At 72.2% G+C, this 19,855-nt stretch carries 17 protein-coding genes and 1 tRNA gene; 10 read left to right on the top strand and 8 right to left on the bottom strand.

Annotated features, from left to right (window positions below; genetic code table 11):
* Positions 1 to 4: 4 nt before the first annotated feature.
* The 3 genes from BLW04_RS14015 (at position 5) to BLW04_RS14005 (ending at position 4,578) form a co-directional block, all read left to right on the top strand.
* Positions 5 to 1,270 carry an FAD-binding oxidoreductase gene (locus BLW04_RS14015; RefSeq protein ID WP_091542186.1) on the top strand — a complete coding sequence of 422 codons (1,266 nt, stop codon included), beginning with the start codon at positions 5 to 7 and terminating at the stop codon, positions 1,268 to 1,270.
* A 1-nt stretch (position 1,271) separates the two neighbouring features.
* On the top strand, positions 1,272 to 2,672 hold the full coding sequence (locus tag BLW04_RS14010; RefSeq protein ID WP_091542184.1) for a heterodisulfide reductase-related iron-sulfur binding cluster: 1,401 nt from the start codon (positions 1,272 to 1,274) through the stop codon (positions 2,670 to 2,672).
* 142 nt (positions 2,673 to 2,814) lie between these two features.
* Positions 2,815 to 4,578 (top strand): L-lactate permease, encoded by a 1,764-nt coding sequence (locus BLW04_RS14005; protein WP_091542181.1) that lies wholly within the window; start codon positions 2,815 to 2,817, stop codon positions 4,576 to 4,578.
* A gap of 84 nt (positions 4,579 to 4,662) precedes the next feature.
* Here the strand turns inward: BLW04_RS14005 and BLW04_RS14000 are convergent, their stop codons facing one another.
* The 5 genes from BLW04_RS14000 to dnaK all read right to left on the bottom strand — a co-directional run bounded on the left by BLW04_RS14000 (position 4,663) and on the right by dnaK (position 9,698).
* Entirely contained in the window at positions 4,663 to 5,181 is a 519-nt protein-coding gene (locus tag BLW04_RS14000) for a MarR family winged helix-turn-helix transcriptional regulator (RefSeq protein ID WP_091542367.1), read from the bottom strand.
* A 65-nt stretch (positions 5,182 to 5,246) separates the two neighbouring features.
* Positions 5,247 to 5,705 carry a heat shock protein transcriptional repressor HspR gene (locus BLW04_RS13995; RefSeq protein WP_305777659.1) on the bottom strand — a complete coding sequence of 153 codons (459 nt, stop codon included), beginning with the start codon at positions 5,703 to 5,705 and terminating at the stop codon, positions 5,247 to 5,249.
* The gene (gene dnaJ / locus BLW04_RS13990; protein ID WP_091542177.1) at positions 5,702 to 6,925 is read right to left on the bottom strand and encodes a molecular chaperone DnaJ; all 1,224 of its coding nucleotides are present in this window, start codon (positions 6,923 to 6,925) and stop codon (positions 5,702 to 5,704) included. The genes BLW04_RS13995 and dnaJ overlap by 4 nt, the downstream gene beginning before the upstream one ends.
* Positions 6,926 to 7,120: 195 nt before the next feature.
* Positions 7,121 to 7,720 (bottom strand): nucleotide exchange factor GrpE, encoded by a 600-nt coding sequence (gene grpE, locus BLW04_RS13985; RefSeq protein WP_254781539.1) that lies wholly within the window; start codon positions 7,718 to 7,720, stop codon positions 7,121 to 7,123.
* Positions 7,721 to 7,811: 91 nt separating this feature from the next.
* Entirely contained in the window at positions 7,812 to 9,698 is a 1,887-nt protein-coding gene (gene dnaK / locus BLW04_RS13980; RefSeq protein ID WP_091542168.1) for a molecular chaperone DnaK, read from the bottom strand.
* A 304-nt stretch (positions 9,699 to 10,002) separates the two neighbouring features.
* On the opposite strand from dnaK, the gene BLW04_RS13975 reads away from it, so the two are divergent.
* The 6 genes from BLW04_RS13975 to BLW04_RS13955 all read left to right on the top strand — a co-directional run bounded on the left by BLW04_RS13975 (position 10,003) and on the right by BLW04_RS13955 (position 16,242).
* Positions 10,003 to 10,557, top strand: a complete 555-nt coding sequence (locus BLW04_RS13975; RefSeq protein ID WP_254781537.1) for a type IV toxin-antitoxin system AbiEi family antitoxin domain-containing protein — start codon at positions 10,003 to 10,005, stop codon at positions 10,555 to 10,557.
* Between the two features lie 15 nt (positions 10,558 to 10,572).
* Positions 10,573 to 10,770: a hypothetical protein gene (locus tag BLW04_RS28435; protein ID WP_254781535.1), complete on the top strand. Its 198-nt coding sequence runs from the start codon at positions 10,573 to 10,575 to the stop codon at positions 10,768 to 10,770.
* 214 nt (positions 10,771 to 10,984) lie between these two features.
* Positions 10,985 to 13,276, top strand: coding sequence for a (Fe-S)-binding protein (locus BLW04_RS13970; RefSeq protein WP_091542166.1), 2,292 nt, complete (start codon positions 10,985 to 10,987; stop codon positions 13,274 to 13,276).
* A gap of 49 nt (positions 13,277 to 13,325) precedes the next feature.
* A complete protein-coding gene (locus BLW04_RS13965) occupies positions 13,326 to 13,886 on the top strand; it encodes a hypothetical protein (protein ID WP_091542162.1) in 561 nt (186 codons plus the stop codon).
* A 9-nt stretch (positions 13,887 to 13,895) separates the two neighbouring features.
* Positions 13,896 to 14,861 carry a DUF389 domain-containing protein gene (locus BLW04_RS13960; protein WP_091542159.1) on the top strand — a complete coding sequence of 322 codons (966 nt, stop codon included), beginning with the start codon at positions 13,896 to 13,898 and terminating at the stop codon, positions 14,859 to 14,861.
* 55 nt (positions 14,862 to 14,916) lie between these two features.
* On the top strand, positions 14,917 to 16,242 hold the full coding sequence (locus BLW04_RS13955) for an MFS transporter (protein WP_091542156.1): 1,326 nt from the start codon (positions 14,917 to 14,919) through the stop codon (positions 16,240 to 16,242).
* A 104-nt stretch (positions 16,243 to 16,346) separates the two neighbouring features.
* Here the strand turns inward: BLW04_RS13955 and BLW04_RS13950 are convergent, their stop codons facing one another.
* Together BLW04_RS13950 and dcd are read right to left on the bottom strand one after the other, a co-directional pair.
* Positions 16,347 to 17,123, bottom strand: coding sequence for a class I SAM-dependent methyltransferase (locus tag BLW04_RS13950; protein ID WP_091542153.1), 777 nt, complete (start codon positions 17,121 to 17,123; stop codon positions 16,347 to 16,349).
* A gap of 56 nt (positions 17,124 to 17,179) precedes the next feature.
* The gene (gene dcd / locus BLW04_RS13945) at positions 17,180 to 17,773 is read right to left on the bottom strand and encodes a dCTP deaminase (protein ID WP_091542149.1); all 594 of its coding nucleotides are present in this window, start codon (positions 17,771 to 17,773) and stop codon (positions 17,180 to 17,182) included.
* Positions 17,774 to 17,898: 125 nt separating this feature from the next.
* On the opposite strand from dcd, the gene BLW04_RS13940 reads away from it, so the two are divergent.
* A tRNA-Gly gene (locus BLW04_RS13940) sits at positions 17,899 to 17,972 on the top strand.
* 398 nt (positions 17,973 to 18,370) lie between these two features.
* Here the strand turns inward: BLW04_RS13940 and BLW04_RS13935 are convergent.
* The gene (locus BLW04_RS13935) at positions 18,371 to 19,294 is read right to left on the bottom strand and encodes a hypothetical protein (RefSeq protein WP_091542360.1); all 924 of its coding nucleotides are present in this window, start codon (positions 19,292 to 19,294) and stop codon (positions 18,371 to 18,373) included.
* Positions 19,295 to 19,855: the final 561 nt, after the last annotated feature.

Raw genomic sequence — 19,855 nt, 5'->3', positions numbered from 1 at the left:
CCCCATGACCACCACCTCCAGCACCCGCCTCGAGGCGGCCCGTGCCGCCCTCACCTCGGCCTGCGGCGACGTCACCGACGGCAGCCCGGCCGATGCCGTAGACGGCGTGCCCGTCGCCCTGGTCGCCCGGCCGGCCAGCACTCCTGAGGTCGCCGAGGTGCTGCGCGCCGCGGCGGCACACGGGCTGACCGTCGTCCCTCGCGGCCGTGGCACCAAGCTGTCCTGGGGCCAACCCCCGGAGCAGGCAGACCTGGTACTCGACGTGAGCCGGATGGGCGCCGTCCTCGACCACGCCGCCGGCGACCTGATCGTCGAAACCCAGGCCGGGGCGCTGCTGACCGACGTACAGCGAACGGTCGGGTCGGCCGGTCAACGGCTCTCCCTCGACGAGGCGGTGCCCGGCTCCTCGATCGGCGGCACGCTGGCCACGAACATGAGCGGGCCCCGCCGGGTGGCGGTCGGGACGGCACGCGACCTGCTGCTCGGGGTCACCGTGGTCCGTGCCGACGGCGTGGTCGCCAAGGCCGGCGGCCGGGTGGTCAAGAACGTGGCCGGCTACGACCTCGGCAAGCTGGTCATCGGCTCCTTCGGCACCCTGGTCGTGGTGACCGAGGCGGTGTTCCGGCTGCACCCGGTGCCGGCCGCCCGGCAGGTGGTCAGCGTGCTGTTCGCCGCCGCCGCGGACGCCGGCCGGCTGGCGCAACAGGTGGTGCACGCCCAGCTGGTGCCCGCCGCCGTGGAGGTCGACTGGCCCGCCGACGGCCCGGGCGCCGTCCACGTGCTGCTCGAGGGCACCGAAGCCGGCGTGGCGGCTCGCAGCGCAGCCCTTGTCGAGCTGGTCGGCGGCAGGTCCGCGGCCGGCGACCTGCCCGCCGGCTGGGGCAGGCTGCCCTGGGCCGACGCCCCGGGTACCGCACTCAAGGCCACCTTCGCACTCTCCGCGCTGCCCGCGGTCCTCTCGGCCGGTCGGGATGCGGCTGCCTCGGCCGGGGTGGGGCTGACGCTGCGGGGCTCCGCCGGCGCGGGCGTGGTGTACGGCGCCCTGCCGGCCGACGCAGACGTGACAGCGGTACGCGCCGTGGTGACCCGGTTGCGTCAGGCGTGCACGGCGGCCGGTGGCGCGCTGGTGGTGCTCGATGGTCCGGCCGAGGTCAAGTCCGGCGTCGACACCTGGGGCCCGGTCCCGGCCCTGGACCTCATGCGCCGCGTGAAGGAACGGTTCGATCCCGAGCGCCGCCTGGCGCCGGGCCGGTTCGTCGGAGGCATCTGAGATGGCTGAACAGCCCACCCGTGTCCAGCTCCCCCTGGGCGACCCGGCGGAAACCAGCGCCCTGGCGCACGGCCCCGTGCCGGTCGGCCCCTCCGACGTGCGCCCGGCCTTCGACGACGAGCACCCGCCCTCGGCGGCGCTTATCGGCGACTGCGTGCACTGCGGGTTCTGCCTGCCCACCTGCCCCACCTACACGCTGTGGGGGGAGGAGATGGATTCCCCGCGCGGCCGGATCGACCTGATGAAGGCCGGCCTGCAGGGCGCTCCGCTGAGCGACAGCATGGTCCAGCACTTCGACGCCTGCCTGGGCTGCATGGCGTGCGTGACCGCCTGCCCCTCCGGCGTCCAGTACGACAAGCTCATCGAGGCCACCCGGATACAGGTCGAGCGGCACCACGACCGCAGTCCCGGCGACAAGGCGATGCGGACGGCGATCTTCGCCCTCTTCCCCTACAAGCGGCGGCTGCGCGCGCTGCGTGGGCCGCTGCGGGCCTACCAGGTCAGCGGGCTCCCGAAGCTGGTGCGCCGCAGCGGCCTGCTCGACCGGTTGGCGCCCAAGCTGGCCGCGATGGAGGGCCTGGCCCCGGTCCTGGAGAAGCGGGAGAAGCTCCCGGAACGGGTGCCGGCCGTCGGCGAGCGCCGGGCCGTCGTCGGGATGCTGACCGGCTGCGTGCAGGGCGAGTTCTTCCCCGGAGTGAACGCCGCGACCGCCCGGGTGCTGGCCGCGGACGGTTGCGACGTCATCATCCCGCGCAAGCAGGGCTGCTGCGGAGCACTGTCGGTGCACAACGGCCGGCAGGAGGAGGCCGAGCGCTTCGCCCGGGCCACCATCGACGCCTTCGAGGCCGCCGGCGTGGACACCGTGGTGGTCAACGCGGCCGGTTGCGGGTCGAGCATGAAGGAGTACGCCGAGCTGCTGGCCGACGACCCTGCCTACGCCGAGCGGGCCAAGAGCTTCGCGGCGTCCGTGCGCGACGTCTCCGAACTGCTCGCCGATCTGGGTTCGGTCGCCCCCCGGCACCCGCTGGAGGTGACCATCGCCTATCACGACGCCTGCCACCTGGCCCACGCGCAGGGCGTGCGAGCGCAGCCCCGCTCGCTGCTCACCGAGATACCCGGTCTGCAGCTCAAGGAGATCGCCGAGGGCGAGATCTGCTGCGGTTCGGCCGGGATCTGGAACGTGCTCAACCCCGAGCCGGCCCGGGAGCTGGGCGACCGCAAGGCCCGCAACATCGCGGCCACCGGCGCCGACGTGCTCGTCACGGCCAACCCGGGGTGCCTGATGCAGGTCGCCTCGTCCCTGGAGCGACAGGGCACCCGGATCGGCCTGGCGCACACCATCGAGGTCCTGGACGCCTCGATCCGGGGGCTGTCGGTCAGCACGCTCGGCCCGCAGCACTGACCCGGCCGACGCGAGAAGAACGCAGGTCACCGGATGGTGACGGTCGCTTGCCAAGAGCCAGCAGGACCGTCACGCTCTGCCACCGCACCCCCTGCTCCACCCCACGATCCATCCCATGCCCCTGCTCACGACGAGGTGAGGAATGTTCGAACAGGTACTTGACCCCGTAGGGGGGTCGCTGGGTCTCAGCGCCCTCTGCGCCGCCATCCCGTTGGTCACGCTCTTCGTGCTGCTCGGCGTGCTGCGGATGAAGGCGTGGCAGGCCGGCCTGATCTCGCTGGTCGTCGCGATCCTCGTCGCGGTCATCTTCTTCGACATGCCGGTCGGCCAGTCCCTGCTCGGCGCGACCGAGGGGGCCGCGTTCGGCTTCTTCCCGATCATGTGGATCGTCATCAACGCGATCTGGGTCTACAACCTGACCGTCGAGACCGGGCACTTCGACGTGCTGCGCCGGTCCTTCGAGAAGGTCAGCCCCGACCTGCGCGTCCAGGCGATCATCATCGCCTTCTGCTTCGGCGCCCTGCTCGAGGCGCTGGCCGGCTTCGGCACACCGGTGGCCATCACCGTGGTCATGCTGATGACCCTCGGGTTCGCACCGCTGAAGGCCGCGGCCCTCGCCCTGATCGCGAACACCGCCCCGGTCGCCTTCGGCGCGCTGGCCTCGCCGATCGTCACCCTGGCCACCGTCACCTCCGGTGCGAGTGACGACAGCCGCCTGACCGTGGAGACCATCGGTGCCATGGTCGGCCGGCAGACGCCGATCCTGGCCGTGGTCGTGCCTCTCATCCTCGTCTTCGTCGCTGACGGGAAGCGGGGACTGCGGGAGGCGTGGTTGCCCGCCCTCACCGCGGGCCTCTCGTTCGCCGTCGCCCAGTTCATCGCCTCCAACTACATCTCCGTACCGCTGACCGACATCGTCGCGTCGCTGGTGGCCGCGGGGGCTGTCGTCCTCGTGACCCGGGTGTCCAAGCCCGCGCGGACCGGTGCACTCCAGGCCGGGGTGGGTGCCGGAGCCGCCGGAGCCGCCGTGGGTGCCACGGCCGGGACCGAGCTCGGCGACCGACCCGGCGGACAGCGCTCCATCGACGCCGACGCCCCCAGCGCCGGCGCTGGACGCACGACGGGCGGCGGCCGGGCCGCGGCCGTGGTGGACTCCCGCAACGACGTGATCAAGGCGTACGCGCCCTACCTCATCATCATCGTGATCTTCTCGATCGCGAACATCGCCGCGGTCAAGGCCTTCCTCGGCAAGGCGCCCTTCGCCTACAAGTTCGCCTGGCCGGGGCTGCACGTGTTCGCCCCCGGGGCCACCGAAGAGCTCTCGACGGGGACGTTCAACTTCAACTGGCTGGGCGCTGCCGGCACGCTGCTGATCATCTCCGGGATCATCACCGCCCTGGTGCTGAAAGTTCCTCCCGCGCGCGCCCTGGCCGCCTATGGCCGGACCTACGCCGAACTCAAGTGGGCCATCCTCACCGTCATGGCCGTGTTGGCCCTGGCGTACGTGATGAACCTGTCGGGGCAGACCGCCAGCCTCGGCGCCTACCTCGCCGGGGCCGGCGCGTTCTTCGCCTTCCTCGCCCCGGTGCTCGGGTGGATCGGCGTCGGCGTCACCGGCTCGGACACCTCGGCCAACGCCCTCTTCGGCGCGCTGCAGGTGCAGACCGCCGCCCGGGCCGGGTTGGACCCGCTGCTGCTGGCCGCGGCCAACTCCTCCGGAGGGGTGCTGGGCAAGATGATCAGCCCGCAGAACCTGGCGATCGCGGCTGCGGCCGTGGGCATGGCCGGCAAGGAGGGCGAGCTCTTCCGCAAGGTCTTCGGCTGGAGCCTGGTCCTGCTGCTGTTCATGTGCGTGATCGTGGTGCTGCAGTCGACGCCGGTGCTGGGCTGGATGATTCCCGGCTGACCTGTCGTCACATCGGCCGGTAGACGACAGCGGGCCGCTCCCCGGAACTCCGGGGGCGGCCCGCTGCCGTGCGTGCGGGGTTGCTCAGTCGCCGAGGGCCTCGCCCTCGCGGGCCTCGCCGAGCCGGTTCAGCCGGCCCAGCAGCTCGGCGAGGGTGGCCACGTCACGGGTCGCCCAGTCGGCCAGGTCGGCCTCCCAGCGGGCCCGCCGGACGTCGCGCAGCTCGCTGAGCCGGCGGTGCCCCTCGACCGAGGTGGACAGCACCTGCGCACGCCCGTCGCCGGGGTCCGCGGCACGGTCGATCAGCCCCAGGTCGACCAGGGAGGCCACCTGCCGGCTGACGGTGCTCTTGTCCAGGCCCAGCCGTGCGACGACGTCACTGGCTCGCAACGGCCCGGCGTCGTCGAGCAGCACGAGCAGTCCGTAGGCGGCGCCCTCCAGGCCGTGGTGCAGTTCGCCGGCCAGTCGGCCCGAGATCGCCCGGGACCGGCGCAGCAGCAACGCGACCTCACGCTCCAGGCGCACGTAGGCCTCGGCGCCGTCGACATCGGTGCCTCCGCCGACGTCGCTGCTGACGTCGCGGGCCCCGCGGGTGCTCGCCATGGTGGTCACATCGTGTTCCACGCGCCGGGGCCCCGTTGCGTTCCCGGCCGCCTCGTTCGGGTCACTCACGAGGATCGACCAGGGCGCCACACCACCAGCGCGGAACCGGGCGTCGGCCGCGGGACGAGGGCGCCCGCGTAGGCCGCGGAGACGGCGGACTCCGCGGCCACCCGGTGGTCCTCGGACACTTGGAGGTCCTCCAGGAGCTCGCGCACCCGGTCCTGCAGCGCCTCGACCTGGGACTCCAGCTCGATGATCCGCTTGATGCCGGCCAGGTTGACGCCGTTCTCCTGGCTCAGTCGCTGCACCTCACGCAGCAGGGCGACGTCCCGCGGGCTGTACCGCCGTCCGCCGCCAGGGGTGCGACCGGGCCGGACGAGCCCCAGTCGGTCGTACTGGCGCAGCGTCTGGGCGTGCATGCCGGCCAGCTCGGCGGCCACCGAGATGACGAAGACGGGCGCGTCCTCAGCGACCGGTCGCGGCATCCGCCGCGGGTCCGGGCTGCCCACCGGGGGGATGGTCATCGCGCACCTCCAGCCCCCAGCGCCGCGGTGATCTCCGGGCGGGGGTCGTCGGGCAGCTCGGTGGCCAGCTTCTCGATCGCCTCACGGGCGGCCGGCGTGAGCTTCTTGGGCACCGCGACCTCCACGGTCACCAGCAGGTCCCCGTGCGCGCTCCTGCCCTGCACGCCGCGGCCACGGACCCGGAAGGTTCGCCCGCTGGTGGTCCCGGCGGGGACCTTCAGCGACACCGGGGCGTCCAGGGTGGGCACGGTCAGCGTCGTCCCCAGCGCCGCTTCGGCGAAGCTGATCGGCACCGTCAGGGTCAGGTCGCTGCCGGACCGGCCGAACAGCTCCGAGACGCTGACGTGGACCACGACGAACAGGTCGCCGGCCGGCCCACCTCGCCGCCCGGGGGCGCCCTTGCCGGCCAGCCGGATGCGCTGGCCGTCCTTGACCCCGGCCGGGATGCGCACGGTGATGGTGCGGGTCTGGTTGGTGACCCCGGCGCCCTTGCACTCCGGGCATGGGTCGTCGACGACCGAGCCGGTGCCGCGACACTCGCGGCAGGGCTCGGAGAAGGCGAACGCCCCTTGGCTGCGGCTGGTGACCCCCGCGCCGTTGCACACCGGGCAGGTGTGCGGGCTGGTGCCGGGCCGGGCGCCGTTGCCGTGGCAGGTGGCGCAGGTGCCCGGGCTCTGCATGCGCAGAGGAACGGTCACCCCGAGGACGGCCTCGTCGAAGGAGAGCGTCGCCTCGGTCTCGACGTCCTGACCGCGGGCCGGCCCGGACGCCGCCTGACTCCGGCCGCGGGGGCCGGCTGCGGCGCCTCCCCCGCCACCGAAGAGGCCGCCGAACAGGTCACCCAGACCTCCGGCGCGGCCGCCGGCGGCACCCGGTGAACCGGCCGCCTGGCCGAACAGATCACCGAGGTCGAACGGCTGACCGGCGGCGCCCCCGGGAAAGCCGCCGGCTCCCCCGGCGCCGGGGCGGAAGCCACCGGAGCCGAACAGCCGGCGCGCCTCGTCGTACTCCGACCGCCGCTTGGGGTCGGAGAGGACGTCGTAGGCCTCCGACACCTCCTTGAAGCGGGTCTCGGCCGCGGCATTGTCCGGGTTCTTGTCCGGGTGCAGCTCGCGTGCCAGTTGCCGGTAGGCCTTCTTGATGGCCGCGGCGTCAGCGTCCTTGGCGACGCTCAGGGCCGCGTAGTAGTCCTTCTCGATGAAGTCCCGGGTGCTGCTCATCGCTGCTCCGCAGGGGTGTCAGATGCCTTCGGCACGGTCAATCGCTGCTCCGCAGGGGTATCAGACGTCTTCGACGCACTCCATGGCTGCTCCGCAGGGGAGCCGGACCTGGTGGGCTCGATCATCGGGCGCTCCCTTCCTGCGGGGGTCGACCTGGCGGGTGCCGGAGGCCGGAACGGACGGTGGGGAGGGTGCTCAGCCGGCGGTCGGGCCGGCCGTGGAGCCCTCGGGCTGCGCCGGGTCGTCGATGACCTCGCCGTCGATGACGTCACCGTCGATGACGTCGGCGGCGCCGGCCGGGGCGGGTGCCGGGGACTCGGGGTCGGTGACCCCGACCATCGCCGTCCGGAGCACGCGGTCACCCCGCCGGAAGCCCGGACGGAGCACCGTGCTGGCCGTCGGCACCGACACGTCCGGGGACGTGTCGTGCAGCACCGCCTCGTGCAGTGCGGGATCGAACGGGTCGCCGGCGGTGCCGAAGGTGGCCACGCCGAGACCGTCGAGCAGCCCCAACACGCGGTCGGCGACCACCTTGAAGGCGCCGGTGAGGTCGCCGTGGTCCCGGGCCCGCTCGATGTCGTCGACGATCGGGAACAGCTGCCCCGCGAAGCGCTCGGCGGCCTGGTCGACGACGAGCACCCGGTCACGCTCGACCCGGCGTCGGTAGTTGGCGTACTCGGCGGTGATCCGCTGGAGGTCCTCGAGGCGCTCCGCCAGCTGGCGGTCCACCTCGTCCATCGGCTCGGCGGCCGCGGCCGGCGCCTCGAACTCGGTGTCGCTGTTGTGCTCGCTCATCTGCTCTCCCTGTGCCGGTACGGGGTCGCCGGGCTCCACGCGTGCCCCGGCCCGGACCTGCCGGGCCGGGGCACGCGTGGAGAGCGGACCGTCAGCGCTTGTCGGTGTCCTCGTCGACGATCTCGGCGTCCACGACGTCGTCGTCGTTGGACGGGGCGCTCTGCGCGCCCGGGGCACCGGCGTCGGTGGCACCGGCGTCGGTGGCACCGCCGGGGACGTCACCGCCGGCGGCCTCCGACTGCTGGGCGTACAGCGCCCCACCGACCTCCTGGGAGACCCGGGCCACCTTCTCCTGCGCAGCCTTGATGGCGGCGATGTCGGAGCCACCGAGGGCGCCTCGCAGCTCGCTGAGAGCCTCACCGAGCTCGGTCTTCTTCTCCTCGGGGATCTTGTCGCCGTTCTCCGCGAGGAACTTCTCCGTCTGGTACTGCAGCGACTCGGCGAGGTTGCGCGTCTCGGCGTCGTCGCGGCGCTTCTTGTCCTCCTCGGCGTGCGCCTCGGCGTCGGCCATCATCCGCGCGATGTCGTCCTTGGGCAGGGCCGAGCCGCCGGTGATCGTCATCGACTGCTCCTTGCCCGTGCCCAGGTCCTTGGCGTGGACGTGCACGATGCCGTTGGCGTCGATGTCGAAGGCCACCTCGACCTGCGGGACGCCACGCGGTGCCGGCGGCAGCCCGGTCAGCTCGAACATGCCGAGCTTCTTGTTGTAGGCGGCCATCTCGCGCTCACCCTGGAAGACCTGGATCTGCACGCTGGGCTGGTTGTCGTCGGCCGTCGTGAAGATCTCCGAGCGCTTCGTCGGGATCGTGGTGTTGCGCTCGATGAGCTTGGTCATGATGCCGCCCTTGGTCTCGATGCCCAGGGAAAGCGGGGTGACGTCCAGCAGCAGGACGTCCTTGACCTCGCCGCGGAGCACGCCGGCCTGCAGCGCGGCACCCACGGCGACGACCTCGTCGGGGTTGACGCCCTTGTTGGGCTCCTTGCCGCCGGTCAGCTCGCGGACCAGGTCGCTGACGGCCGGCATCCGGGTGGAGCCACCGACGAGGACGACGTGGTCGATCTGGGCGACGGAGACGCCGGCATCCCGGATCGCCTGGTTGAACGGGGCCTTGGTGCGGTCCAGGAGGTCCTGGGTCAGCCGCTGGAACTCCGCCCGGGTCATCGTGACGTCCAGGTGCAGCGGGCCGTCGGCACCGGCGGTGATGTAGGGCAGGTTGATGTTCGTCGACTGTGCGCCGGAAAGCTCGATCTTGGCCTTCTCCGCGGCTTCCCGCAGACGCTGCATCGCGAGCTTGTCCTTCGACAGGTCGATGCCGTTGGAGACGTTGAAGGTCTGCACCAGGTGCTTGACGACCCGCTCATCCCAGTCGTCGCCACCGAGCTTGTTGTCACCGGCGGTGGACTTGACCTCGATGACGCCGTCACCGATCTCCAGGAGGCTGACGTCGAACGTGCCGCCCCCCAGGTCGAAGACGAGGATCGTCTGCTCGGTGTCGCCCTTGTCCAGGCCGTAGGCCAGCGCGGCAGCGGTCGGCTCGTTGACGATGCGCAGCACGTTCAGGCCGGCGATCTCCCCGGCCTCCTTGGTGGCCTGGCGCTGGGCGTCCTCGAAGTAGGCGGGGACGGTGATGACGGCCTCGGTGACCGGCTCACCCAGGTAGGTCTCGGCGTCGCGCTTGAGCTTCTGCAGTACCCGCGCGCTGATCTCCTGCGGGGTGTACGCCTTGCCGTCGATCTCGCCGGTCTTCCAGCTGGTGCCCATCTCGCGCTTGACGCTGCGGATGGTGCGGTCGACGTTGGTGACCGCCTGGTTCTTGGCCGACTGGCCGACCAGGACCTCGCCGTTCCTCGCGAACGCGACGACGGACGGCGTCGTGCGAGCGCCCTCGGCGTTGGCGATGACGGTGGGCTCGCCGCCCTCGAGGACAGCGACGACGGAGTTGGTGGTGCCGAGGTCGATACCGACTGCTCGTGCCATGAAGGTGGCCTCTCTCTTCCGTTCTGGAGGTGGTGCCTGTCCGGAGGGAGCCGAGGGACCACGAGTGCCTTGCGCCGGGTCCGCTCAACTTTCCTGCCCACCGTAACGGCAGACCCGGGCGAAGTGTTCCCCGGGGGTTGCGTCGCCCTACCGAACTCGCCCCCGCGCCGCCGACCCACCCTCCAGCGCGAGCTCGGCGACCTCCACGCGAGGACCGCCGACGACGGAGGGCTGCGGTCGGAGTCGTCGTCCGCAGGCGCGCCGCACACGCCCTCTCGAGGGCTGGGCATGCGGAGAATCCGGCGTGCACCCCACCCTTCGCGCCCGCGCCCACCAGCAGCTCGGCGTCTTCACCGCGGCCGAGGCACGTGCCGCCGGATACCGGCCCGACGAGATGCGCAACGCCTGCTCCTCCGGACGCTGGGTGCGGATCCGCCGTGGCGTCTACGAGACCACCACCGACCTGGCCGAGGTCGTCGAACGCCGGGGTGGGAGGCATGCCATCGATTGCTTCGCGACGCTCGCCTTCCTCGGCCGCCCGCAGACTGCGGTGAGCCACAGCTCCGCGGCCCGGCTGTGGGGCTGGCCGCTGCGGCGCGACCTGGACAGCGCCGTGCGGCTGACCGATCCCGACCAGTGGCGGCGGGGCGCCGGCTACCTGGTGAACCGGGCTCCGCTGCCCTCCGTCCACCGGACCACCCGGAACCGGCTACCGATCACGTCCGCGGCGCGCACGCTTGTCGACTGCGCGCGCGAGTGGGACCTGGAGGACGCGGTCGTCGCCATGGACGCCGCCCTGTTGCGCGGCCAGACCACGGACGGCGAGCCCGGCCAGGCCGGCGCGGCCGCGCGACGGTAGCGCACCCCCGCCCAGGTGCTGTGGGAGGAGAAGCGGCGCGAGGGCGAGCTGCGAGCCCTGGGCATCCGGTTCCCGCAGTTGGCCGACGCCGACCTCGGATCGCGCTGGAGGGTGCAGGAGGACCGGCTGCATGCCCTGCTGGCTGTGCCCGGGCCGGCGGTCCGGGCGTTCACCATCGTTCCGCGGGAGCGGGGACTGGTCCGGGCCGGATGACGCAGGGCTCCGCCACCGGGCTCGCGCCGGCGCTGCGACGCTCACCCCCGAACGCGAGCTCGGTGACCTCAGCGCGAGGCGAGTCGCGGTCCGGCTCCCCCGGGGCGGCTCGGCGCAGGTCCGCGGGTTACCAGCAGGTAGCCTCTGCCCGCCCGGTTATCGTCCGTCCGGGATGGGCGAAGACGCCCGCGCACGCCCGCACGAGAGGGAGCCCATGGGCCCGTTGCAGATCGTCCTCGGCACGCTGGCCGTGCTCCTGCTGGTGGTGTCGGTGGTCTACGCCACCAAGGCAGTCCGGGCCATGCTGCGGATCTTCAAGACCGGCCAGCCTGACCCGACGCGCGCCAGCCCGGTCGGGCCCCGCCTGAAGACGCTGGCCGTCGAGTCGCTCGGCCACACCCGCATGCTGAAGTGGTCCGCCATCGGCGCCGCCCACTGGTTCGTCTTCCTGGGCTTCTACGGGCTCTTCCTCACCTTGGTCGAGGCGTTCGGCGAGGTCTTCAACCCGGAGTGGCACCTGCCGCTCATCGGGGAGTGGAGCCTGTGGAACCTCTTCGTCGACGTCATCGGCACCGGCACGATCCTCGGCATCCTGTACCTGATCGTCCGGCGGCAGCTCGACCATCCGCGCCGGCAGGGCCGGCAGAGCCGCTTCGCCGGGTCCAACGAGGGCCGCGGCTACTTCGTCGAGGCCGTCGTCCTGGTAATCGGCATCGCCATCCTCGCCATCCGCGCCGCCAAGATCGCCGCGGGCTACGACGACGCCCCGTCCTGGGCGCACCCGGTCTCCGGCGCGCTCTCGCACCTGCTCCCGGCCAGCCCGAACCTGATCAGCTCGATCGCCTTCGTCAAGATCGTCGTCTCGCTGGTCTGGCTGATCACGATCTCCCGGATCCTGAACTTCGGCGTCGCCTGGCACCGGTTCAGCGCCTTCTTCAACATCTACTTCAAGCGTGAGGACGACGGGAAGGTCGCCCTCGGCCCACTGCAGCCGATGACCTCGGGCGGCAAGCCGATCGACTTCGAGGACCCCGGCGAGGACGACATCTTCGGCCGCGGCAAGATCGAGGACTTCACCTGGAAGGGGATGCTGGACTTCACCACCTGCACCGAGTGCGGGCGGTGCCAGAGCCAGTGCCCCGCCTGGAACACCGGCAAGCCGCTGTCACCGAAGATGGTGATCATGGACCTGCGGGACCACCTGTACGCCAAGGCCCCGTATCTGACCGGCGCGCAAAAGGCCTCCGACGAGGCTCCCAACTTCGCCGACTACGCGATGCTTGAGCCCAGCGACGAGCAGGTCTGGGCGTCCGGCTACGCCCGCATCGAGGGCACGAACGACGCCCAGGCGCACCGCCCGCTGGTCGGCACCCTCGAAGAGGGCGGGGTCATCGACCCCGACGTGCTGTGGAGCTGCACCAACTGCGGCGCCTGCGTCGAGCAGTGCCCGGTGGACATCGAGCACGTCGACCACATCATGGACATGCGCCGCTACCAGGTGCTGATCGAGTCCAACTTCCCCTCCGAGGCCGGCGTGATGATGCGCAACCTGGAGAACCGCGGGAACCCGTGGGGCGTGGGCGGCAACGTCCGCGAGGAGTGGATGAAGGACCTGGACTTCGAGGTCCGCCACGTCGAGGGCGCGATCGACGACGACGTCGAGTACCTGTTCTGGGTCGGCTGCGCCGGCGCCATCGACGACCGCGCCAAGAAGGTCACCAAGGCCGTCGCCGAGCTGCTGCACACCGCCGGCGTGGAGTTCGCCGTCCTCGGCAAGGGGGAGACCTGCTCGGGTGACCCGGCCCGCCGGGTGGGCAACGAGTTCCTCTTCCAGCAGCTGGCCGGGGAGAACGTGGAAACGCTCAACACCGTGTTCGAGGGCCGCGGCGAGGGACGGCGCAAGATCGTCGCCACCTGCCCGCACTGCTTCAACTCCCTCGGCCGGGAGTACCCGCAGCTGGGCGGGGACTACGAGGTCGTCCACCACACGCAGCTGCTGGGCAAGCTGGTCGAGGACGGCCGGCTGACCCCGGTCACGCCGATCGACCGCAAGGTCACCTACCACGACCCGTGCTTCCTGGGCCGGCACAACAAGGTCTACACCCCGCCGCGGGAGATCCTCGACTCCGTCCAGGGCCTCACCACCCAGGAGATGCACCGCTGCAAGGACCGCGGCTTCTGCTGCGGCGCCGGCGGTGCGCGGATGTGGATGGAGGAGAAGATCGGCAAGCGGATCAACGTCGAGCGCACCGAAGAGGCGCTCGAGCTCGATCCCGACGTCATCTCCACCGCGTGCCCGTTCTGCATCACGATGCTGTCGGACGCGCTGACCTCCAAGAAGCAGAACGGCGAGGCCAAGGAGCACGTCGAGGTCCTCGACGTCAGCCAGATCCTGCTGCGCTCGCTGGCGCCGGTCGGCGCCCCGGGCACCGAGTCCGGTCCCGGCGTCGGCACCGAGCCCGACGACCCGGCCGGCACCGGTTCGGCCGCCACCCAGCACGACTGATGAAGGACTGCCTGCCCCCCTGCAGGGGTCCGCAGGGACACTGGACGACATGAGCTTCATCTTCGGCGGCGTCCGGGGGCGCGAGGACCCGGAGCTCAAGGCCGGCAACCGGCGCACCCAGCTGCACTACGCCCGCGACATCAACGACGAGCGGGTGCTGGCCGACGACCGGCCGCCCATCCGCCGCGGCCGGCACTGGACGTGGCTGGCCCTCGCCGCGGTCGCCCTGGCGGTGCTGGCCTTCGCGGGCAGCCGCGGCACGGAGGACGTGCCGCTCACGGCCGACTGCGACACCCCCGCGATCGGGGTGGCCACCAGTGCGGTCACGGCCGGGCAGGCGCTGCGCTTCCGCCTCACCGGGCCCGACGGTGTTCCCTACGTCGTGACCCTGGACGGCGTGCCGGTCCGTGGCGACGCCGGCAGCACCGTCGCCTACACCGAGTCGCCGGCCGGCCCGCAGCTGGAGCTGCAACAGTGCCTGAGCCCCACCCTGCTGCTCGCCGCACCGGCTGGCGACGGCCCGCACCAGCTGGCCATGCTCGCCGTCGCCGACGACGGCACGACCAGCCCGGTCGCCGAGGTGACGGTCACCGTCAGCGGCACCCGCTAGCCACCGGTTGTGCTCCTCCACCTTCGGGTCACCGTGCCCCCCGACCGCACCCGCGCGGTCCGCGACCTGCTGGACGGCGACGCCGGGGTCGCCCACCTGGCCGTCGTCCCCGGCGGCTCGATCCGCCCGGCCGGCGACCTGTTCCTCGTCGACGTCGCCCGCGAGTCCGCCGACCAGCTCATCGACGGGCTGCGGGAACTGCACGTCGACCGGGACGGTGGCATCGCGATGGAGGCGGTCGACGCGGCGGTATCCCGCCCCGCCGAGGAGGCGGAGCGCCGCGCACCGGGCGACGGCTCGGACGCCGTCGTCTGGGAGCAGGTGGTGCGGACGACGGCCGCGGACGCCGCCCTGTCGGTGTCCTACCTGGCCTTCCTCACCATCGCGACGCTGCTGGCCGCCGTGGCCATCGTCAACGACTCGGCGCCGCTGGTGATCGGGGCGATGGTGCTCGGCCCGGAGTTCGGCCCGCTCGCCGCGCTGGCCGTGGCCGTCGTCCACCGGCGGGGACGGGTGGGCCGTCAGGCGGTGGTCTCGCTGCTGGTCGGCTTCGCGGTGGCCATCGCCCTCGCCACGCTCGTCGCCCTGCTCGGCCGGGGCCTGGGGTGGATCGGCCCCGAGCTCCTGGGCAAGGACCGGCCGGCCACTGCCTTCATCACCCAGCCCGACCGCTGGTCGTTGCTGGTCGCCGTGCTGGCCGGCATCGCCGGCGTCCTCTCGCTCACCTCAGCCCGGTCAGGGGCGCTGGTCGGCGTGTTCATCTCCGTGACCACGGTGCCGGCGGCCGGCGAGATGGCCCTCTCGCTCGCGCTGGGCGGGGGGACCGACTTCCGTGAGGCGACCACTCAGCTGGGCATCAACCTGGCCGGCATCCTCGTGGCGGCGCTGGCCACGCTGGCGCTGCAGCGTGCCGTCTGGCGCCGGGTGCCGCGGGCCACCCCGCGGGTCCAGCGGGTCGGGCACGCCCGCAGCTGACGCACCGACGGCCCGGTGGCCGGGCGCCGCCGGCCTTGGAGGACCATTGGGGGTCGTGACCCGCACCGCCCCTGCCCCGCCGTCCGCGAAGCCCCGGCAGGGACTGCTCCTGGTCGGCACGGCCATCTTGCTGACTGGGGTGAACCTCCGGACGGCGGTTAACTCGGTCGGGCCGGTGCTGCAGGAGATCGAGCACGGCCTCGGCGTCTCCTCCGCGGCCGCCGGGGTGATCACCACCCTGCCGGTGCTCTGCTTCGCCGCGCTGGGGTTCGCCGGGCCCCCGCTGGCCGCCCGTTTCCGGGACGGTCACGTGCTGGCCGCCGCGTTGCTGGCGATGGCGCTCGGCCTGGTCGGTCGCGCGGCAGCGGGCTCCTTCTGGCTCTTCGTCCTCGGCACGGTGGCGGCCATGGCGGGCGGAGCGTTGGGGAACGTGCTGCTGCCCGGGCTGGTCAAGCGGTACTTCCCGGGCCGGACCGGGCTGCTCGTCAGCGCCTATGGCACGGCGATGGCGATCGGCGGGACATTGGCCTCCGGCGCGACGGCGGCCATCGCCGCGCGCATCGGTGACGGTGGGTGGCGGTGGGCGCTCGGCGTGTGGGCGGTCCTCGCCCTGGTCGCCGTCCTGCCGTGGCTGGCCGTCCCGGCCCGTCCCGGAGCCTCGGCCGGCCGGCACACCGCCGTCCGGATGCGCGCGCTGGTGCACAGCCGGCTGACCTGGTCGATGACGCTGATGTTCGGCCTGCAGGCGATGCAGGCGTACGTGATCATCGGCTGGACGGCGCAGTACCTGCGCGATCAGGGGATGTCCGCAGCCGCCGCGGGACTGCTGGTCGGGCTCAACGCGGTCATCGCCATCCCGGTGAACGCCGCCGTGCCGCCGCTGACCGTCCGGTCGCGCCTGCAGCGCCCTCTGCTGGTGGGCTTCATCTGCTGCTACCTGGCCGGCTGGACAGGGCTGGCGGTCGCCCCGCTGACCGCGACGTGGTTGTGGGTCACCCTGCTGGGCCTGGGCCTGGGCACGTTCTCCATGGTGCTGACGCTGATGGGGCTGCGCGCCCGGACGCCGGAGTCCACGGCTGCGCTGTCGACGGTGACCCAGGGGGGCGGGTACCTGCTCGCCGCGGTCGGGCCACTGCTGGTCGGCGTCCTCCGCGGCGCGACCGGTGGCTACACCGGGATGTTCGTCCTCGTCTACGTCGGTGTCGTGTTGCTGTTGATCACCGGTTGGATCGTCTGCCGCGAGCGGTACGTGGACGACGAGCTGCCCGGCCTGGCGGCTACGGCTGCCTCGGCGGACCCGGAGCGCGGTGCGGACGTCGAGGTGGCCGGCGCCGAGCCCCCGGTTACGGTGCCCCATGGCCGGCGGGGGCCGGACGCCTGAAGAAGGACCGCCTCCCCGAGCCTTTCGCAGGCTCGGTAGAAGGACTCCGTCCCGCATCCCTTCGGCAAGCTCAGGGAAGCCCTGGGCGGGCCATAGGGGCCCGCTCAGCCGGGGAGCTGCAGGGCCCTGCGCAGTTGCGCCGACCGGTCCCGGGCGACCGCTGGGGACTGGGTGAGCAGGGCGATGGCGACGACGTACTCGTCGTCCCCGGCCCAGCCGTGCCCCTCGGCGACGAGCCGCTCGATGTGGGCGCGGACCTTGGGCTCATTGCTGTACCGGCCGAACTCGAGGCCCATGGCCAGGAAGTTGGCCACCCGGTAACCGAGGTCGGCGGCGGTCTCGAGCATCTCGGCCGGGTCGGAGTAGCTGGGCAGGGCGACGAGCAGGTGCTCGAAGCCCACCGTGAGCAGGCGCAGGGCCAGGTCGTTGCCATGCACTCCGCCCCACAGTTCGGGCATCAGGATGTCGCCGTCGGGAGCGGGGATGTAGGGCGGGTTGGCGATGACCGTGGAGATCCGGCGACCGGCGGCGGAGCCGGCCCACTCGAAGAAGTCACCGAGCTCGACGGTGTACCGGTCGGCCACGCCCAGCTCGTCGATCGTCGCCCGGGCCCGCTCGACCGAGGTCGCGCTGATGTCGGTGCCGTGGACGCGCAGGCCCGGCATGGTGCGCACGACCTGGCCGACGGCCCGGGCGTCGCCGCTGCCGAGCTCGCCGACGCCCTCGGCCCGCCAGGGGACGACGGCGGCGTACTGGCTCAGCAGCAGCTGCACGGAGAACGCGTAGTGCGCGGACTCCTCCGCGCAGTCGAAGGCGCCGACCGTGTCGAGCTCGGGAGCGGGCCGCGACGGCGCGGCGACTGACGTTCCCCGGTAATCCATGGCACCGCCCTACCCCGCGGGGTGCCCCGTCATCCGGCGCTGCGCGCGCGGACCGCTCAGGTCGGCGGGGCCGCCCGGGTGTCGGCGCGGGTGAAGTTCCGGAAGGACCGGGACGGCGTCGGACCTCGTTGGTCCTGGTAGCGCGACCCGTAGACCGCCGAGCCGTAGGGGTGCTCGGCCGGCGAGCTGAGCTGGAACAGGCACAGCTGGCCGATCTTCATCCCCGGCCACAGCGTGATCGGCAGGTTCGCCACATTGGACAGCTCGAGGGTGATGTGTCCGGAGAAACCGGGGTCGACGAAGCCGGCCGTGGAGTGGGTCAGCAGCCCGAGGCGGCCCAAACTCGATTTGCCTTCGAGCCTTGCCGCCAGGTCGTCGGGGACGCGCACGACCTCGAGTGTCGAGCCGAGCACGAACTCCCCCGGGTGGAGCACGAACGGCTCCTCCGCGGCCGGCTCGACCAGCGTGGTCAGGTCGTCCTGCTGCAGCGCCGGGTCGATGTGGGTGTAGCGCGCGTTGTTGAAGACCCGGAAGAAGCGGTCCAGCCGCACGTCGATGCTGGAGGGCTGCACCATCGCGGCGTCGAAGGGGTCGATGCCCAGCCGGCCGGAGTCCAGCGCGGCGCGGATGTCACGGTCGGACAGCAGCATGGCGCGGAGTCTAGGGAGGAGCCTGCGCGACCCTGGGCCTGCCCGTCCGGAGGAGCTCGCCGAGTGGGTCCGGACCACGGAAGAGGGCCTTGCTAGGCTGTCCGGCGAGGGCCGAGGGGCCCGTCGCGGGTGTAGTTCAATGGTAGAACATCAGCTTCCCAAGCTGACAGTGCGAGTTCGATTCTCGTCACCCGCTCCACGCAAAACCGCAGGTCAGCGCGGCAATCAGGCCGCCAGTGAGGGCCGTTTCGCACCCCCTGGATGACCGCATTTCCCCCCTCATGACCCCAGTTTTCCGCCCGTTAGGTCATGACTAGGTCACGCCGGCGGCGGCGCAACTGCAGGCGGACGCTCAGCATGGGCGACCGGGCCGGCCACGCTGGCGATGTCGACTGGCGCCGGCACCCCCGAGCGCCGGGCCTGGCGGTGAGCCATACGGTTTTCAAGTTCGATCCCCACGTACTACTGATTAGGGCGGAAGTGCGTTCGCGCTGTTCAGGCGCGCTACCGAGTCACCGCGCTCTACCGTCGATCGCCGCTGCGTGCCCGCCGTACGGGCACGCAGCGGGCACGACCAGAACCTCCCGGACCGCCGCTTCACCACCAGGTCCGGGCGTCGATCACCAGCGAGCAGCCCGACGAGTCGAACGGCGCCACCAGGAAGCCCAGCTGCTCCAGGCACTCGGCGACTGCGGCGTTCATCGTCCGTTGAACTGCGGTGACCATGCCGGTACCGCGCACCTGGTCGTGACTCATCCGGTCGTGCTGGTGCCAGCTGATCAGGACGCCGGCGCACCCGGCCTCCGGGGTGAGGCAGACCCCGCCCGCCACACCCTCGCCGGCGCAGTGATGTAGCGGGAGGCCGGCCTCGACGAGCGCCGTGGCCACCTCGACGACGAGCGTGGCCGTCGGGTCGTCATCGGTGAGCCCCTCGTCCCAGTCCTCGGGCAGCCGGTCGATTTGATCGCCCAGCTCGGTCAGCCAAGCCCGGTCCTCGGGTGTCTGCCGTCGCGTCACCCCACCGTCCGGGCGCCGCACGCCGTGCACCGCGTGCGCCGACGCGCCCGCCGTGCCGGCGAGACCGGCCCAGTCCGCCTCCACCCGGTCGGCGAAGGGGCCGGCGATCGCCCGGTTGTCGCCCTCGGTCACCAGCCACCAGGCCGGCGCCGACGGACCGTCGACGCGCTGACCGGCCGGGTGCGCCTGCGGCAGGGTGGCGACGTTGCCGGACGCCCCCTGCCGCTCGCGGGCGTGCCCGGCGACCGCCTCGCCGGGAGCTGACTGGTCGGGAGTGGCCGGCCCACCCAGCGGCCGCGACTGGTCGCCGGCCGCCGGAGCCGCCGTGCTCTCGGCGGTGATGGCGAGCGCGCCGTCCGGGTCCGGCACGAACAACCGCTGCCGTTGGCCCTGCGCGCGGTTGCGCTCGAACTCGTACCGGGCGGTGGAGCTCGTTCCCAGGGCGATCACCAGCCCGGCGAGAATGAGGAAGCCGAGCGCCGAGACGGTCGGCCAGAGAAGCATCACGCGTGGCCCATGAACACGGGCGAGAGCAACTCGGACGCCACCGGTCCAGCGTCCGGGGCGGGGTGGGTGCGCAGTGACGCGGGCAGGTGCACGCGGTCTCTCCTTCGGTGTCCGTCGCGGCGGGGAAGTACCGCGGACAGCCCGAAAGCTAGGGCCGTCGCAGGTGCGGCCGAGGCCCTCAGGACGGGCCGTGGACCCCCCGTCACCTAATCGTTGTGCAAGCCTTCCGTGGGGCCGGCGACGACTCCCCGGAATGCCCGCTTGTCGACAGAACGACTGCCCGGACCTGGGCTTTCGCCCTCGGAGCCGCCCGATGACCGCACCACGCGGCCGATGACCTCCCTCGTCCCTGCGAGATCGGCGTGGCACGTAAAGCCGCTCTCATAACGCCGCCCGGTCGGCATGTCTGAGTCGCCGCATCGCCGGGCGCCCAGAAGAATCGGACCCACGACCCGCAGTTTGAAGGCTCGGACGACACGCCGTTCTGACCAGCTTGTCCAGGACCAGCTACAGAGGTTGTCCCGGGTCTCGTGGAAGTTGAGGTGGCGGTCCCCCGCC

The sequence above is a fragment of the Modestobacter sp. DSM 44400 genome, assembly GCF_900107175.1.
Classification (GTDB): Bacteria; Actinomycetota; Actinomycetes; order Mycobacteriales; family Geodermatophilaceae; genus Modestobacter.
Note: the sequence above shows the minus strand (reverse complement) of the source record. Positions and strands in the feature narration are given on the sequence as shown.

Excerpts from the sequence above, each read along its gene's own strand:
- BLW04_RS14010 (WP_091542184.1), top strand. The coding sequence starts at position 1,272 with ATGGCTGAACAGCCCACCCGTGTCCAGCTCCCCCTGGGCGACCCGGCG.
- grpE (WP_254781539.1), bottom strand. The coding sequence starts at position 7,720 with ATGAGCGAGCACAACAGCGACACCGAGTTCGAGGCGCCGGCCGCGGCC.
- BLW04_RS13995 (WP_305777659.1), bottom strand. The coding sequence starts at position 5,705 with ATGACCATCCCCCCGGTGGGCAGCCCGGACCCGCGGCGGATGCCGCGA.
- BLW04_RS13950 (WP_091542153.1), bottom strand. The coding sequence starts at position 17,123 with ATGGATTACCGGGGAACGTCAGTCGCCGCGCCGTCGCGGCCCGCTCCC.
- BLW04_RS14015 (WP_091542186.1), top strand. The coding sequence starts at position 5 with ATGACCACCACCTCCAGCACCCGCCTCGAGGCGGCCCGTGCCGCCCTC.
- BLW04_RS14000 (WP_091542367.1), bottom strand. The coding sequence starts at position 5,181 with ATGGCGAGCACCCGCGGGGCCCGCGACGTCAGCAGCGACGTCGGCGGA.
- BLW04_RS14005 (WP_091542181.1), top strand. The coding sequence starts at position 2,815 with ATGTTCGAACAGGTACTTGACCCCGTAGGGGGGTCGCTGGGTCTCAGC.
- BLW04_RS13965 (WP_091542162.1), top strand. The coding sequence starts at position 13,326 with ATGAGCTTCATCTTCGGCGGCGTCCGGGGGCGCGAGGACCCGGAGCTC.
- dnaJ (WP_091542177.1), bottom strand. The coding sequence starts at position 6,925 with ATGAGCAGCACCCGGGACTTCATCGAGAAGGACTACTACGCGGCCCTG.
- BLW04_RS13970 (WP_091542166.1), top strand. The coding sequence starts at position 10,985 with ATGGGCCCGTTGCAGATCGTCCTCGGCACGCTGGCCGTGCTCCTGCTG.
- BLW04_RS13935 (WP_091542360.1), bottom strand. The coding sequence starts at position 19,294 with ATGCTTCTCTGGCCGACCGTCTCGGCGCTCGGCTTCCTCATTCTCGCC.
- dcd (WP_091542149.1), bottom strand. The coding sequence starts at position 17,773 with ATGCTGCTGTCCGACCGTGACATCCGCGCCGCGCTGGACTCCGGCCGG.
- dnaK (WP_091542168.1), bottom strand. The coding sequence starts at position 9,698 with ATGGCACGAGCAGTCGGTATCGACCTCGGCACCACCAACTCCGTCGTC.